The sequence below is a fragment of the Chitinophaga eiseniae genome, assembly GCF_012641265.1.
In the GTDB taxonomy this organism is placed as follows: domain Bacteria; phylum Bacteroidota; class Bacteroidia; order Chitinophagales; family Chitinophagaceae; genus Chitinophaga; species Chitinophaga eiseniae_A.
Window position 1 is genome coordinate 738,674 of sequence record NZ_JABAHZ010000003.1, and the last position, 13,162, is coordinate 751,835.

The following is a 13,162-nucleotide window of genomic DNA, read 5'->3' on the forward strand; positions in this document are numbered from 1 at the left end:
ATTTCATTGTCATGCAACAACGTTCGGGAGGCTGGAAAGTGATCCATCAATGGCTGGAGGGAAATGAATTTAAACCCTTTAAATTCCAGGAAGATGCCTGGAAGGCTTACCTGCAGGGTAAGTCGGGTATCGTAAACGCACCCACCGGTTTTGGCAAAACCTTTTCCCTGTTCCTCGGTGTACTGATTGCCTGGATAGATGCCCATCCAAAAGATTATACCCACAAAACCAAAAATGGCTTACAGTTGCTGTGGATAACCCCGCTGCGGGCACTGGCCAAAGATATAGCCCGGGCCATGGAAGCCGTGCTCCAGGAACTGAACATTCCCTGGCAAGTGGGCATACGCAGTGGAGATACCTCCCTGGCCACCCGCGCCGCACAGAAAAAGCAAATGCCGGAAATACTCCTCATCACCCCGGAAAGCCTCCACCTGCTGCTCGCTCAAAAGGAATATCCCAACTTGTTTAAACACCTGCATACGGTGGTGGTAGACGAATGGCACGAACTCATTGGCAGCAAACGCGGCGTGATGGTGGAGCTGGGACTCAGCCGACTGAAAGGTTTGCGTAAGGAGCAGCTGAAGGTATGGGGCATATCGGCCACCATCGGCAACCTCGATGAAGCGCTGGAAGTATTGCTGGGGCCATATCACAACGATGGATTGATTATCCGCGCCAAACTGAAAAAAAATATTGCGCTGAAAAGCGTGATCCCCCAAGAAATCGAAAACTATCCCTGGGCCGGGCACCTGGGCATTAAGATGCTGCCACAAGCGCTGCCGGTGATTCATGACAGTCAAACTACCCTCATATTTACCAATACCCGCTCCCAGTCGGAAATCTGGTACCAGGCGCTGCTAAAGGAAGATCCCATGCTGGCAGGCGCCCTGGCATTGCATCATGGTTCTATCGACATGGAGCTGCGTATCTGGGTGGAAGAGGCATTGCACAATGGTATCCTCAAAGCGGTGGTATGCACCGCCAGCCTGGACCTGGGCGTGGACTTCCGCCCGGTTGACAGTGTTATCCAGGTGGGCAGTCCAAAGGGGGTAGCCCGCTTCCTCCAAAGGGCCGGGCGTAGCGGACATCAGCCGGGCGCTGTGAGTAAGATTTTCTTCCTGCCCACCCATGCCCTGGAGCTGGTGGAGGCCGCAGCGCTGAAAGCAGCCATGGAAGAAGAGTTGATAGAAAGTCGCATGCCGGTGCTCCTCGCCTACGATGTATTGTTGCAATACCTGATGACACTGGCTGTTTCCGACGGCTTTCATGCGGCGGAAATATGGGAGGAAATAAGTCGAACCTTCTGTTATCAGCATATTACAGAAGATGAATGGCTGTGGCTACTCTCCTTCCTCACCACCGGCGGCGATGCCCTGGGTAGTTATGATGAGTTCCGCAAAGTGGAGCGTGAGGGCGACTTCTTTATCTGCCGCAGCCGCATGATGGCCATGCGCCATCGTTTACATATCGGAACAATTGTCAGCGATGCCATGCTTAAAGTAAAGTTTATGACGGGCGGTTATATCGGCGTCATTGAAGAAAGCTTCATTTCCCGCCTGCAACCCGGCGACTCATTTACCCTGGCCGGTCGCAACCTGGAATTCACGCTCATCAAAGATATGACCGTACTGGTACGTAAATCAAATTCCAAAAGATCTATCGTACCCAGCTACCAGGGCGGACGTATTCCGCTGTCGTCCAACCTGGGACGCATGCTCCGGCAGAAATTCAACGAAGCCCTGTCGGGGAAATCCCGCGATCCGGAACTGATAGCGCTGCAGCCCTTGTTCCAGTTGCAGGAAACATTATCACATATTCCGAAAGATAATGAGCTGCTGATCGAAAAAATAAACACCAAAGATGGTTACCATCTCTTCGTATATCCTTTCGAGGGCCGGCTGGTACATGAAGTAATGGCGGCATTGCTGGCTTATCGCCTCAGTCTCATTCAACCTATTACCTTTTCCATTGCCATGAATGACTATGGGTTTGAATTGTTGTCAGATCAACCGATTCCACTTACCCTGGAAAATGCCAAACAATTATTTTCCACCGACAACCTGTTGATAGAACTGCAAACCAGTGTTAATGCTACAGAAATGGCACGGCGCAAGTTCAGGGATATCGCCGTGATAGCCGGGCTTATCTTCCAGGGATATCCCGGGAAACATAAGGCCAACCGGCACCTGCAGTCATCGGCCTCTTTGCTGTTCAATGTGTTTAAAGATTACGATCCGCAAAACCTGCTGCTGAAGCAGGCCTTCAATGAGGCCTTTTTTTACCAGATGGAAGAAGCCCGCCTGCGGGAAACGCTGGAGCGCATTGCGGTGAGTAAAATTGTGATCACCACCCCACAGCGACTCACGCCTTTCTGCTTTCCTATTAAGGTAGACAGCCTGCGGGATACGATGACCAGCGAAAAGCTGGAAGACCGTATCAAAAAATTGATCACCACAAACGATTAAGAAATCTATAATTTGCAGCTCATAAAAAATGGATTCAGTGGTCGGGGAAATTTTTCATTTTCAACAACAGCATTGGCATTTACTGCCCCAACGGGCTATTTTTTGGGAGGAAGAGAAAACGCTGATTGTGTCAGATATGCATCTGGGCAAGGCAACGCATTTCCGGAAGGCCGGTATTGCTGTACCTGCGGGGATAGAACAGGAAGATCTTTTCCGCCTGCAACAGCTGATTACCCGTTATCTGCCGCAACGCATCATCATCGTGGGAGATATGTTTCATAGTACCGAAAACAACGACGTACAATATTTCCGCGTATGGCGGCAGCAATTTGCCAACATCTCTATTAACCTGGTAAAAGGAAATCATGATATTATGCCGGATGCTGTTTATGAACAGCTGCAAATCCAGGTAAATACGACGCTGACCATTTCAGGTATTCATTTTATTCATGAGCCTTGTGACGATCACAACGGTTTTCAATATACTTTTTCCGGGCATTTCCATCCCGCTTTTGTGATGCAGGGCGCCGGCAAACAACGCCTGCGTTTACCCTGCTTCTATTTTGGCCCGCATTGCGGCATTTTACCGGCTTTTGGACACTTTACCGGCTCTGCAACACTTGACCCTGCCGCCCATGATCCCGTGTTTGTAATCGCCGGAAAATCGATTATCCGGGCACAATGAACCATCCTCATGAAAATTGCTTATCACGATAGCTATACACATCCCTTACCGGCCGATCATCGCTTTCCGATGCTCAAATACGAGCTCATACCTGCGCAACTGCTCCGGGAGGGCGTTATTACCCATGAACAACTATTTGAGCCGCAACCGGCTACTGAGGAGGTGATCCTGCTCACCCACACGGCCAACTACTGGCAGAAGCTGGAAGGCCAGACACTGACGCCCAGAGAGCAGCGGAAAATAGGTTTTCCGCAATCCCCTGCCCTTACTTACCGGGAAATCGTTATTGCCCGGGGTACGATCGATATAGCCCTTCATGCCCTGGATCATGGCATCGGCTTCAACGTAGCCGGTGGCACTCATCACGCATTTGCCGATCATGGGGAAGGGTTCTGTTTATTGAACGATTTTGCCATAGCCGCCAACTACCTGTTGCACCGGCAGCACATCAAACAAGCGCTGGTACTGGACCTGGACGTACACCAGGGCAACGGCACCGCAGCCATATTTGCGGATACCCCTCAAGTATACACGTTTAGTATGCATGGAGCGCATAACTATCCTTTTCATAAAGAAACATCCGACTGGGACATCCCGTTGGCCGATGGCATGGACACAGCTACTTACCTGCAACTGCTGGAACCGGCATTACCCCGGCTCATTAATCGGGTAAAACCCGATATTGTTTTTTACCTATCGGGCGTGGATATACTGGATACTGATAAGTTCGGGAAACTGAAAGTAACGCCGCAGGGTTGCCGCGAGCGGGATGAGATGGTATTCCATGCGCTGAAAAAGCATGATATCCCCTGCGCCGTAGCCATGGGCGGCGGCTATTCCACGCATATAAAGGACATTGTGAATGCACACTGTAATACCTTCAAGGCAGGTATCAGCATTTACGGGTATTAATCACCGGAAATAATTTTGCCGTCTTTCATCACCAGCTGCCGGTCGCTCAACGGCGCCAGTTCTTCATTGTGGGTAACGATAATGAAAGTTTGCTGCAGCTTATCCCGGAGTTCCAGGAACAGGTTATGTAATTCGCGGGCGTTGCGGGAGTCGAGGTTACCGGTAGGTTCATCGGCCATCACCACATCGGGGTTATTAATCAGGGCCCGCGCGACGGCTACTCTTTGCTGTTCTCCTCCTGAGAGGGCGTTGGGCTTGTGATCAAGCCGGTCTTTCAATCCCAGTGTTTCCAGGAGGAACTCCGCTCTTTTCCTGACATCCTGTTTACGGGTACCGGCAATATAAGCAGGGATACATACATTCTCCAGGGCGGTAAACTCGGGCAACAGGTGATGGAACTGGAAAATAAAGCCAATATGACGGTTCCTGAAATCAGCCAGGGCGTTTCCCTTCAAACCGGTCAGATTGACATTATTCAGCCACACCTCACCACCAGTGGGTGTATCCAGGGTTCCCAGTATATGCAAAAGGGTACTTTTACCGGCTCCGGAAGACCCTACTATGGTAACAATCTCTCCTTTACTGACAGTAATATCTACCCCCTTTAATATGGGTAAATTGGAATAATTTTTGGTAACATTGCGAGCGGTTAGCATAACCCAAAGAAAAGTAATTAACCGATAAAATAGTAAAAGTTGTTTATTTCAAATTAAATAATACTTTTGCGAAAAATTAAAAAGTAAAAATTTTAATACGATGTACTGGACCTTAGAATTAGCTTCATACCTGGAGGACGCTCCATGGCCAGCTACTAAAGACGAACTTATCGACTACGCCATTCGTTCCGGTGCACCGATCGAAGTAATCGAGAACCTCCAGGAGCTGGAGGATGAGGGAGAAATTTACGAGGGGATTGAAGATATCTGGTCTGATTATCCGTCGCAAGACGACTTCTTCTTTAACGAAGATGAATATTAACCAGCGCTGCTGATAGCGACTCCCGTTCACACTATGACACATAATTTTTAAGCCGCTCCCGGACAGGGTGCGGCTTTTTCTTATAGCAGAAGGCTAAAAGCAAAAAGCTATTGTGGGGAATGATTAGAGCGAATTTTAAATACTCGCTAAGATCATTCCCCACAATAGCTTTTTGCTTTTAGCTTTACGCTTATTTTTCCATTTGATCAATCACCGGCTTGGAAACACCAGTGAAAGAGAAACCACCGTCGTGGAACAGGTTCTGCATGGTCACCATCCGGGTAAGGTCGGAGAACATGGCTACTGCGTAATTAGCGCATTCATCGGCGGTAGCATTACCCAGCGGGCTCATATTTTCCGCATAGGCGATAAAGCCGTCAAAACCTTTTACACCAGCACCTGCGGTTGTTTTTACAGGAGATTGTGAAATAGTGTTAACACGTACTTTTTTATGTGTACCATAGTGGTAGCCAAAGCTGCGGGCAATAGATTCCAGCAACGCTTTAGCATCCGCCATTTCGCCATAGTCAGGGAATACCCGCTGTGCAGCGATATAAGACAATGCAATTACAGAGGCCCATTCGTTCAATGCATCCAGTTTGTAGGCTGTTTGCAGTACGCGGTGCAATGACATCGCAGAGATATCAAATGTTTTGTGATTAAAGTCGTAATCCAGGTCGGTATAGCTTCTGCCTTTACGGATATTCATACCCATGGCTACAGAGTGGAGGATAAAGTCCACTTTACCACCAAAGTGCTCCATAGATTTGTTGAACAGGTTGGTCAGATCATCCATGTTGGTAACATCAGCCGGAATAACAGGTGCTTTGCAGGTTTCGGCCAGTTTGTTGATCTCTCCCATACGCAGGGCAATAGGGGCATTGGTAAGCACAATTTCAGCGCCTTCTTCCACGCAACGCAGGGCAGTTCTCCATGCAATAGACTTTTCATCCAGTGCGCCGAAGATGATACCTTTTTTCCCTTTTAATAAGTTATGAGCCATTTGGTCAAAAATTAATTTCGGCAAAAATAGTCGTTATAGTTGAAAAAAAAAGCTGTTAACTCCCGGTGAAACGGTTTTAGCCGGGCGCCTACCCGCTAAAGCCGCATTACCAGTGGTTAACAGCTAAATATGCCTTCAAAGCCAGCAACGGCTTTTTTGCTATTATACCTTAAGAGGGAATCGCCAGCATCTCCCGCGCATTCTCCAGGGCCGCTGCTGTAGGCTTTTCCCCACTCAGCATCTGGGCAATCTTGTTCACCCGCTCCTCTTTCGATAATAAGCGCACGCTGGTAGTTACTTTCTCCGCTTTGGCTTCCTTGTATACAAAGTAATGAGCATCTGCCTTTCCAGCTATTTGCGGCTGATGGGTGATACAGATAATCTGGTGCGATTTGGCCAGGTCTTTCAAAATGATACCTACCTGGCGGGCAGCTTCTCCCGAAATACCGGTGTCTATTTCATCAAAAATAAGCGTAGGTAAGGAAACAGATTGCGCTACCAATGATTTAATGCACAACATCAGGCGGCTTAACTCACCACCGGAAGCTACTTTCCCTACCGGCGCAAACTGGTTACTCTTATTGGCATCAAATAAAAAGTCGATGGTGTCCTGTCCATATGGATTCAATTCGCCGGCCACCATATCCACTTTCAACCGGGCATTAGGCATACCTACCTGTGCCAGCAACACATTCACCTGTTTTTCAAACGGACTGGCCTGTTCCTGGCGATAGGCACTGATCACACCTGCGAGCTGCAGGAGTTGCTCCTTTAAACGGGTTTGCTCCTGCTCCAGGCTAGCCAGTTGTTCATCGAGATTTAATACATTATCCACTTTTACCGTCAGCTCGGCTTTGATAGCCAGCAACTCATCGGTGGTTTGTACAGCATGCTTTTTAAACAGGCGATATCCCAATGCCATTCTTTCATTTACCAGCTCAATACGTTGTGCGTCGTATTGCACCTGGTCGTTGATTTGCTCTACCTCGCCTGCAATATCCTGCAGTTCCAGGTAGGACGACAACAAGCGCTCAGCAATGGCTGGCATCTCTTTATGAAAAGCAGCCAATCCCTGTAAGGAAGACTGCAGCTGTTTCAATTGTTGCAGGATAGGCTGTTCATCTTCCTTCAGCTGAAAATATACCCGGTTCAGCGTATTCTTTATTTCTTCTGCATGGCTCAGCGTTTGCAACTCTGACTCCAGGTCTTCTATTTCATGTGTGCTGAAACCCGCATCTGTTAACTCTTCCAGCAGGAAGCGATTATAGTCGAGTTCTTTATTGGCGCTATCGCGGCTGTCAAACAGCTGCTTGTATTTCTTTTGTACCTGTACGTACTGCACAAACACCTGGTGATATTGCTGCATTTCTGCCGGTTTATTCACCAGGGCATCAATCACTTCCTGTTGGAAATCGGCGTTACCCAGCGCCAGGGTATCAAATTGCTGGTGCAGGTCTACCAGGTAGCTGCTCAGTTCCGATAATTGGGAGATATTAACGGGGGTATCATTTACAAAAGCTCTAGACTTACCGGTAGCACTAATCTCTCTTCTTATGATCAACTGGTCTTCCAGGTCCAGTTCATGTTCCTGGAAGAAGGCGGCCACCTGGGATTTCTTTACTTTAAAGAAGCCTTCGATAATGCATTTCCCGGTTTTATCAAACAATACTCCGGGGTCGGCCCGCTCGCCCAGGATGAGGGAGAGTGCGCCCAGTAATATTGATTTACCAGCACCGGTTTCCCCGGTGATCACATTCAGGTTTCCTGAAAAGTCTACTTCCAGGTGATCGATAATGGCGTAGTTCGTAATGGTTAATCGCTGTAACATAAGTAAGGAAATTCCTTTATGATGTTGAAAGCTCAGGTTCCGTTCACCCGCTGAATGCCTGCTTTGGCCCGCTGGTCAAGGGAATTTTTATAATCATGCCCTTTCATGCTCAGGCAACGCTGATAACATTCCAGTGCTTTGGCTTTTTCATTTCTTTTTTCATAAATGTAACCCATCTGTAGGGAGGCCCTGGCCGCATAATATTCCGGCCGGTTAGCGCCCACTTTCACGGTTACATCATACATGGCAATGGCCTGGTCGTCCTGTCCACTCTCATCGTATATCCTTCCCAACCGGTAGGCATATTCCAGTTTATCTTCCATGGCAGGAAAATCGGCTGCTTTCTTTGTCAGCAACATTCCTAACGCTTTGCTGAAATATCCGCCATCGCTCAACAGCCGTACCCTCAGCAGGAACGGATTCGGCCATTTACCTGCTTTGGCTTCTTTCAGCGCCTGTTTATCTGCATCGGTTTCCACACCTCCTTTCGTCAGGATCATAGCCCGGTACTTATCCGCTGCTGCCTGGTTGCCTTCCAGGTAATAATACCAGCTGAGTCGCTGTAAACACTCCTTCACATAAAACTTACCCTTGAAGTTATTAACAAACCGCTCCAGGTAAACATGTGCATCGGGATCCAGCCTGGTTAATTTCAACAATCCCATTACATAATTGTAGTACTGGATATCTTCATACTCCGGCGTGTCATTTCTCTCCTGTAATACTTTAATCCCCATGGCAGCTTTCTGGTTGTTAAGCGCCAGGTTAGCCACCATTAACGCAAACAGGTAATTATTTTTGGTATCCAGTTGTTTACGTTGCAGGAAATCCCAGGTATCTTCCGGTTTATTCACAATAAAGAGTGTCAGGTAGCAATAATAGTAGTAGGATTCCTCCCTGAACATTTTTGCTTCCGGGCTATTGCTTTCAATGAACTTATTTACATTGGCCATGCCTTCCTTCATGCTGCCTTTCAGGCCAAGGATATTGGTGATCCACCGGTATCCTTCCGGGATAGTGCCAAATACCGTTTGCATGGCGCCCATCAACAGGTTGTTGGGGACAAAGTCGGGGAAAAGCCGTTGATTCTCTTTCAGCATCATATATGCTTTCCGGATTTCCCAGGTAGCATCCCACTTTTCATCGAACTTTATCTTGATCATGGCCCACTGAAACTTTACGGCCGCCTGTGTATACAAAAAATAAGGAGAGTCTGAAGGGCCTTCCGACAGCTTATTGAGCCGGAACGACCTTAAACTTCTTTTCTTCGCATATTCCCCTGCATCTTCATTAAAGAAAAGGGGAAAGAAGTCTGCGTAATTTTCCAGGAAATAAGGCGCCAGGTTGTCCGGGTGCTCTTTTTTTTCCGCTTCCAGCAAAGCTCTTCCCGTACTTATGCGTAATTGCATAATCGCATCATACGCCTGTTCGCAACGGGTATTAAAATCATATACTTTCTGCCTGGCACTTACATTCAACCCTACACCCAACAGTAACAACAAAGAAAAAATAATACGCATATGGGGAAAATTCCGGAATTAAAGGCCAAATCTCACATATCATCTCTCAAATCCCAAATAAACAATTCATTTTTTTAAAGTTGCATTGCTTCATCCAATTCCCTGCCACAAAATAAAAGAACTACTACGCAAGGTACCTGCGCAACCGCAGTGATTACAAAGCTAATATAATTAGTAAAACAAAACTAAATAAATTAGTATATTTTTTACGGAGAGGGCTATACGAAAAAAGGGCATCCATGGATGCCCTTTTAATTTCTTATGACAAGTGTTACCGGTTAGATCGTTACGGTAGCTTCCAGGTCGTTGTCTACCAGGATACGGCCGCAGTGTTCACAAACGATAATTTTCTTGTGCTGACGGATTTCTGCCTGACGTTGAGGAGGAATAGCGTTGAAGCAACCACCGCATGAATCGCGTTCTACGGTTACCACCGCCAGACCGTTACGGTAGTTCTTACGGATTTTTTCGTAAGCCTGCAGTAAACGTGGGTCTACCTTTGATTTCGCGTCTTCGCTGTCTTTACGGTAAGCTCTCTCTTCTTTATCAGTTTCAGCAATGATCTTTTCCAGTTCGCCTTTCTTGTGCTTCAGGTTAGCTTCTTTATCAGCTACTGCTTTCTTAGCCATTTCAAGAACGCGACTCTTGTCTTTTACTTCTTCATTCGCATCCTTGATATGCTTTTCAGCCAGCTTGATTTCCAGCGCCTGCATCTCCATTTCCTTGGTGATGGCTTCAAACTCACGGTTATTCTTCACATTATCCTGCTGCTTCTCATACTTCTTGATCAACGCTTCAGCCTCTTTGATGGCGTTCTTCTTGCTGGCCACGAAGTCCTGGATACCTTTTACCTCGTTCTCGATGTGAGACTGACGGGTGTTCAATCCTTCGATTTCGTCTTCCAGGTCCTTTACCTCCATCGGCAACTCCCCTTTCAGCACCTGGATTCCATCCAGTTTGGAATCAATCTTCTGTAATCTGAGTACAGACGCTAATTTTTCTTCAACGGAGTATTCTTTTACGGTTGCCATGTATTATAAATAATTTACCGGGTTTGTTTTAATCGTAGATTTAAGAGGCGCAAAATTACGGAATTTTTCGGTCAATATATGATAAAATAATTCCACTGTAAACTGCTCGCTCTCAAAATGTCCGATATCTGCTATAATTAATTGATTTTCAGCATCAAAAAATTCGTGATATTTAAAATCTGATGATATGTAGGCATCTGCCCCCGCCGCAATCGCCTGCTTCAACAGGAAACTTCCCGCTCCTCCACATAAAGCTACCTTTCTTACGGATTTGCCCCGCAAAGGGGTATATTTCACACAACCTGCCTTGAACTGCTGCTTCACATATTGCAAAAATTGCATCTCTTCCATCGCCTCTGACAACTCTCCTATTAACCCCGAACCTACCTCCTGGTAAGCATTATCCAGGCTTACCACATCATGGGCCACCTCTTCATAAGGGTGACTTGCCTGCAGGGCCTGCAAAATTTTGCCTTCCAAATATACCGGAAAAATTACTTCCAACTTTATTTCTGCCTCAAAATGTCTTTTTCCCGGGATACCTACATAGGGATAAGTCCCTTCGCCCCCCAAAAATGTGCCCTGCCCCATACCGTTAAAGCTGCACTCGCTGTAATTACCAATATGCCCGGCACCCGCAGCAAATAAAGCGTTCCTCACTGCCTCCACATCTGCCGATGGTACAAATGTGAATAACTTCTTCAGCAGTCCCCGTTTGGGCTGTATTACCCGGCAATGTTCCAGCCTCAGCCGGTCTGCCATCTGCATACATACACCATTCCGCACATTATCCAGGTTGGTATGAGCAGCATATACTGCGATATCATGCTTAATCGCCTTGATGGCCACCCGCTCGACATAATTTTTCCCATTAATCTTCTTAAGCCCTCCAAAAACAATCGGGTGGTGGGCTATCACCAGGTTACACCCGTTGGCAATAGCTTCGTCTATCACCTCTTCTGTGGCATCCAACGTCAGTAATGCATTGGTGACCTCCCGGTCTGCATTCCCCAAAATAAGCCCCGCATTATCATAGCTCTCCTGGTACTGCAAAGGAGCAAACTGCTCAATGACTTGTATGAGTTCTTTTATTTTCATATCCACAAAATTTAATGGTTCATAGCCGGCATCAACTAAATTTGCAAAAATTATACTTTATGCCTGGAAGCAAATCTACAGCAGAACTATATGCCGATTACAAAATAAAGTTGCAAAAAATTGCAGATGTCAGAAATGCCCTGGCTGTCCTGGGCTGGGACCAGGAAACTTATCTCCCGGAAAAAGGCGCCGGATTCCGTGGCCAGCAAATTACCACCCTCAGCACCATCGCACACGAATTGTTTACCTCCCCCGAACTTGACGCGGTGCTGCAAGCCCTCAAAGGCCAGTCATCGCTCGACGCCGTGGCACAAAAAAATATCCTGCTCTCCACGGAAGATTTTGAGAAAAATAAAAAATATCCGCCCGCCTTTGTAGCCGAAATGTCTAAGGTTACCAACGAAAGCTATCATGCCTGGATAAAAGCCCGCAAAGCCAATGATTACAATCTCTTTGCCCCGGCACTTTCTAAAATGATTGCCCTTAAAAAGCAGGAGGCCGACCTCCTCGGATATGAGCACCACCCATACAATGCACTTCTCAACGAATACGAAAAAGGTGCAAACACAGCGATGATCGATACCATCTTCGAAGAAGTAAAAACAGCCTTATCTCCCCTGCTGGCACAAATAGAGCAGCAACCTGCCATCCATAAAGATTTCCTCCATAGTCACTACCAGCGCGACACACAGTGGCAATTCGGTATCTCCCTGCTGGAAAATATGGGATATGATATGCAGGCAGGCAGACAGGATATTTCCGAACATCCGTTTACCACCAGCTTCAACCCGCATGATGTAAGAGTTACCACCCGCATCGATGAAAACGACTTCGGTAACATGACCTGGAGCTGTATCCATGAAGGCGGACATGCCCTGTATGAACAGGGACTCCCCACCGAACAATACGGGCTCCCCTGCGGTGAAGCCACCAGCCTGGGCATCCACGAATCGCAATCACGCCTTTGGGAAAACAACGTAGGACGCAGCCTTATTTTCTGGCAGTATCATTACCCCCGTTTACAGCAACTATTCCCGGAAAACCTCGGCAACATTACGCTGGAGGCGTTTTACCGTGCTATCAACAAAGTACAGCCATCCCTGATCCGTACGGAAGCCGATGAACTGACCTATCACTTCCATATTATGATCCGGTATGAAATTGAAAAAGGATTGATAGACGGTAGCATACCAGTGAAAGACCTGAAACATACCTGGAATGAATACTACCGCCGATACCTGCACGTAACAGTACCCGATGATGCACAGGGAGTATTGCAGGATATCCACTGGTCGCACGGCAGCTTTGGCTATTTCCCTACCTATTCCCTGGGCAGCTTTTATGCCGCACAATTCTTTACTGCTGCACAACAACAGGTACCCGGACTGGATAACAGCATAGCCACTGGTAACTATCAGCCCTTACTTGATTGGTTGCGTACTAATATTCATCCTTTCGGCAGGTTCTATACTTCTAACGAATTGTGTAAAAAGGTAACCGGAAAACCACTGGCATTCGGCGATTTCCTGGCCTATGCCCAAAAGAAATACAGCGGTATCTATCAGTTTTGATGATATAATATTTATATAAAAAAAGGGGAGAGATGCATATGATCTCTCCCCTTTTTTATCGGTTATCGGTA

11 protein-coding genes are annotated in these 13,162 nt (G+C 47.1%); 5 read left to right on the forward strand and 6 right to left on the reverse strand.

What is annotated here, in order from left to right; all coding sequences use genetic code 11:
* The first annotated feature begins 11 nt into the window (after positions 1-11).
* The 3 genes from HGH91_RS16780 to HGH91_RS16790 are packed head-to-tail and all read left to right on the forward strand — an operon-like array spanning position 12 to position 4,062.
* Entirely contained in the window at positions 12-2,465 is a 2,454-nt protein-coding gene (locus HGH91_RS16780; RefSeq protein WP_168739947.1) for a ligase-associated DNA damage response DEXH box helicase, read from the forward strand.
* Between the two features lie 28 nt (positions 2,466-2,493).
* Positions 2,494-3,150, forward strand: coding sequence for a ligase-associated DNA damage response endonuclease PdeM (gene pdeM / locus HGH91_RS16785; protein ID WP_168739948.1), 657 nt, complete (start codon positions 2,494-2,496; stop codon positions 3,148-3,150).
* A 9-nt stretch (positions 3,151-3,159) separates the two neighbouring features.
* Positions 3,160-4,062: a histone deacetylase gene (locus tag HGH91_RS16790; protein WP_168739949.1), complete on the forward strand. Its 903-nt coding sequence runs from the start codon at positions 3,160-3,162 to the stop codon at positions 4,060-4,062.
* Here the strand turns inward: HGH91_RS16790 and HGH91_RS16795 are convergent.
* Positions 4,059-4,718 carry an ABC transporter ATP-binding protein gene (locus tag HGH91_RS16795; RefSeq protein WP_145664872.1) on the reverse strand — a complete coding sequence of 220 codons (660 nt, stop codon included), beginning with the start codon at positions 4,716-4,718 and terminating at the stop codon, positions 4,059-4,061. The two genes, HGH91_RS16790 and HGH91_RS16795, sit on opposite strands and share 4 nt — an antisense overlap.
* A 100-nt stretch (positions 4,719-4,818) precedes the next feature.
* Here HGH91_RS16795 and HGH91_RS16800 point away from each other — a divergent pair, with 100 nt between their 5' ends.
* Positions 4,819-5,040 carry a DUF2795 domain-containing protein gene (locus HGH91_RS16800; protein ID WP_012794455.1) on the forward strand — a complete coding sequence of 74 codons (222 nt, stop codon included), beginning with the start codon at positions 4,819-4,821 and terminating at the stop codon, positions 5,038-5,040.
* A gap of 190 nt (positions 5,041-5,230) precedes the next feature.
* Here HGH91_RS16800 and HGH91_RS16805 read toward each other — a convergent pair whose 3' ends face one another.
* From HGH91_RS16805 to HGH91_RS16825, 5 genes are all read right to left on the reverse strand, one after another.
* A complete protein-coding gene (locus HGH91_RS16805; protein ID WP_168739950.1) occupies positions 5,231-6,043 on the reverse strand; it encodes an enoyl-ACP reductase in 813 nt (270 codons plus the stop codon).
* Between the two features lie 169 nt (positions 6,044-6,212).
* Positions 6,213-7,871, reverse strand: a complete 1,659-nt coding sequence (recN, locus tag HGH91_RS16810; RefSeq protein WP_168739951.1) for a DNA repair protein RecN — start codon at positions 7,869-7,871, stop codon at positions 6,213-6,215.
* A 32-nt stretch (positions 7,872-7,903) separates the two neighbouring features.
* Positions 7,904-9,391 carry a tetratricopeptide repeat protein gene (locus tag HGH91_RS16815; protein WP_168739952.1) on the reverse strand — a complete coding sequence of 496 codons (1,488 nt, stop codon included), beginning with the start codon at positions 9,389-9,391 and terminating at the stop codon, positions 7,904-7,906.
* 278 nt (positions 9,392-9,669) lie between these two features.
* Positions 9,670-10,422: a zinc ribbon domain-containing protein gene (locus tag HGH91_RS16820; RefSeq protein WP_168739953.1), complete on the reverse strand. Its 753-nt coding sequence runs from the start codon at positions 10,420-10,422 to the stop codon at positions 9,670-9,672.
* A 3-nt stretch (positions 10,423-10,425) separates the two neighbouring features.
* On the reverse strand, positions 10,426-11,520 hold the full coding sequence (locus HGH91_RS16825; protein WP_168739954.1) for a Nif3-like dinuclear metal center hexameric protein: 1,095 nt from the start codon (positions 11,518-11,520) through the stop codon (positions 10,426-10,428).
* 59 nt (positions 11,521-11,579) lie between these two features.
* Here HGH91_RS16825 and HGH91_RS16830 point away from each other — a divergent pair, with 59 nt between their 5' ends.
* Entirely contained in the window at positions 11,580-13,091 is a 1,512-nt protein-coding gene (locus HGH91_RS16830; protein WP_168739955.1) for a carboxypeptidase M32, read from the forward strand.
* Positions 13,092-13,162 lie beyond the last annotated feature (71 nt).

Bases quoted from the DNA above. Each gene is read 5' to 3' on its own strand.
- HGH91_RS16800 (WP_012794455.1), top strand. From the start codon at position 4,819: ATGTACTGGACCTTAGAATTAGCTTCATACCTGGAGGACGCTCCATGG.
- recN (WP_168739951.1), bottom strand. From the start codon at position 7,871: ATGTTACAGCGATTAACCATTACGAACTACGCCATTATCGATCACCTG.
- HGH91_RS16815 (WP_168739952.1), bottom strand. From the start codon at position 9,391: ATGCGTATTATTTTTTCTTTGTTGTTACTGTTGGGTGTAGGGTTGAAT.
- HGH91_RS16830 (WP_168739955.1), top strand. From the start codon at position 11,580: ATGCCTGGAAGCAAATCTACAGCAGAACTATATGCCGATTACAAAATA.
- HGH91_RS16805 (WP_168739950.1), bottom strand. From the start codon at position 6,043: ATGGCTCATAACTTATTAAAAGGGAAAAAAGGTATCATCTTCGGCGCA.
- HGH91_RS16790 (WP_168739949.1), top strand. From the start codon at position 3,160: ATGAAAATTGCTTATCACGATAGCTATACACATCCCTTACCGGCCGAT.
- HGH91_RS16795 (WP_145664872.1), bottom strand. From the start codon at position 4,718: ATGCTAACCGCTCGCAATGTTACCAAAAATTATTCCAATTTACCCATA.
- HGH91_RS16780 (WP_168739947.1), top strand. From the start codon at position 12: ATGCAACAACGTTCGGGAGGCTGGAAAGTGATCCATCAATGGCTGGAG.
- pdeM (WP_168739948.1), top strand. From the start codon at position 2,494: ATGGATTCAGTGGTCGGGGAAATTTTTCATTTTCAACAACAGCATTGG.
- HGH91_RS16825 (WP_168739954.1), bottom strand. From the start codon at position 11,520: ATGAAAATAAAAGAACTCATACAAGTCATTGAGCAGTTTGCTCCTTTG.
- HGH91_RS16820 (WP_168739953.1), bottom strand. From the start codon at position 10,422: ATGGCAACCGTAAAAGAATACTCCGTTGAAGAAAAATTAGCGTCTGTA.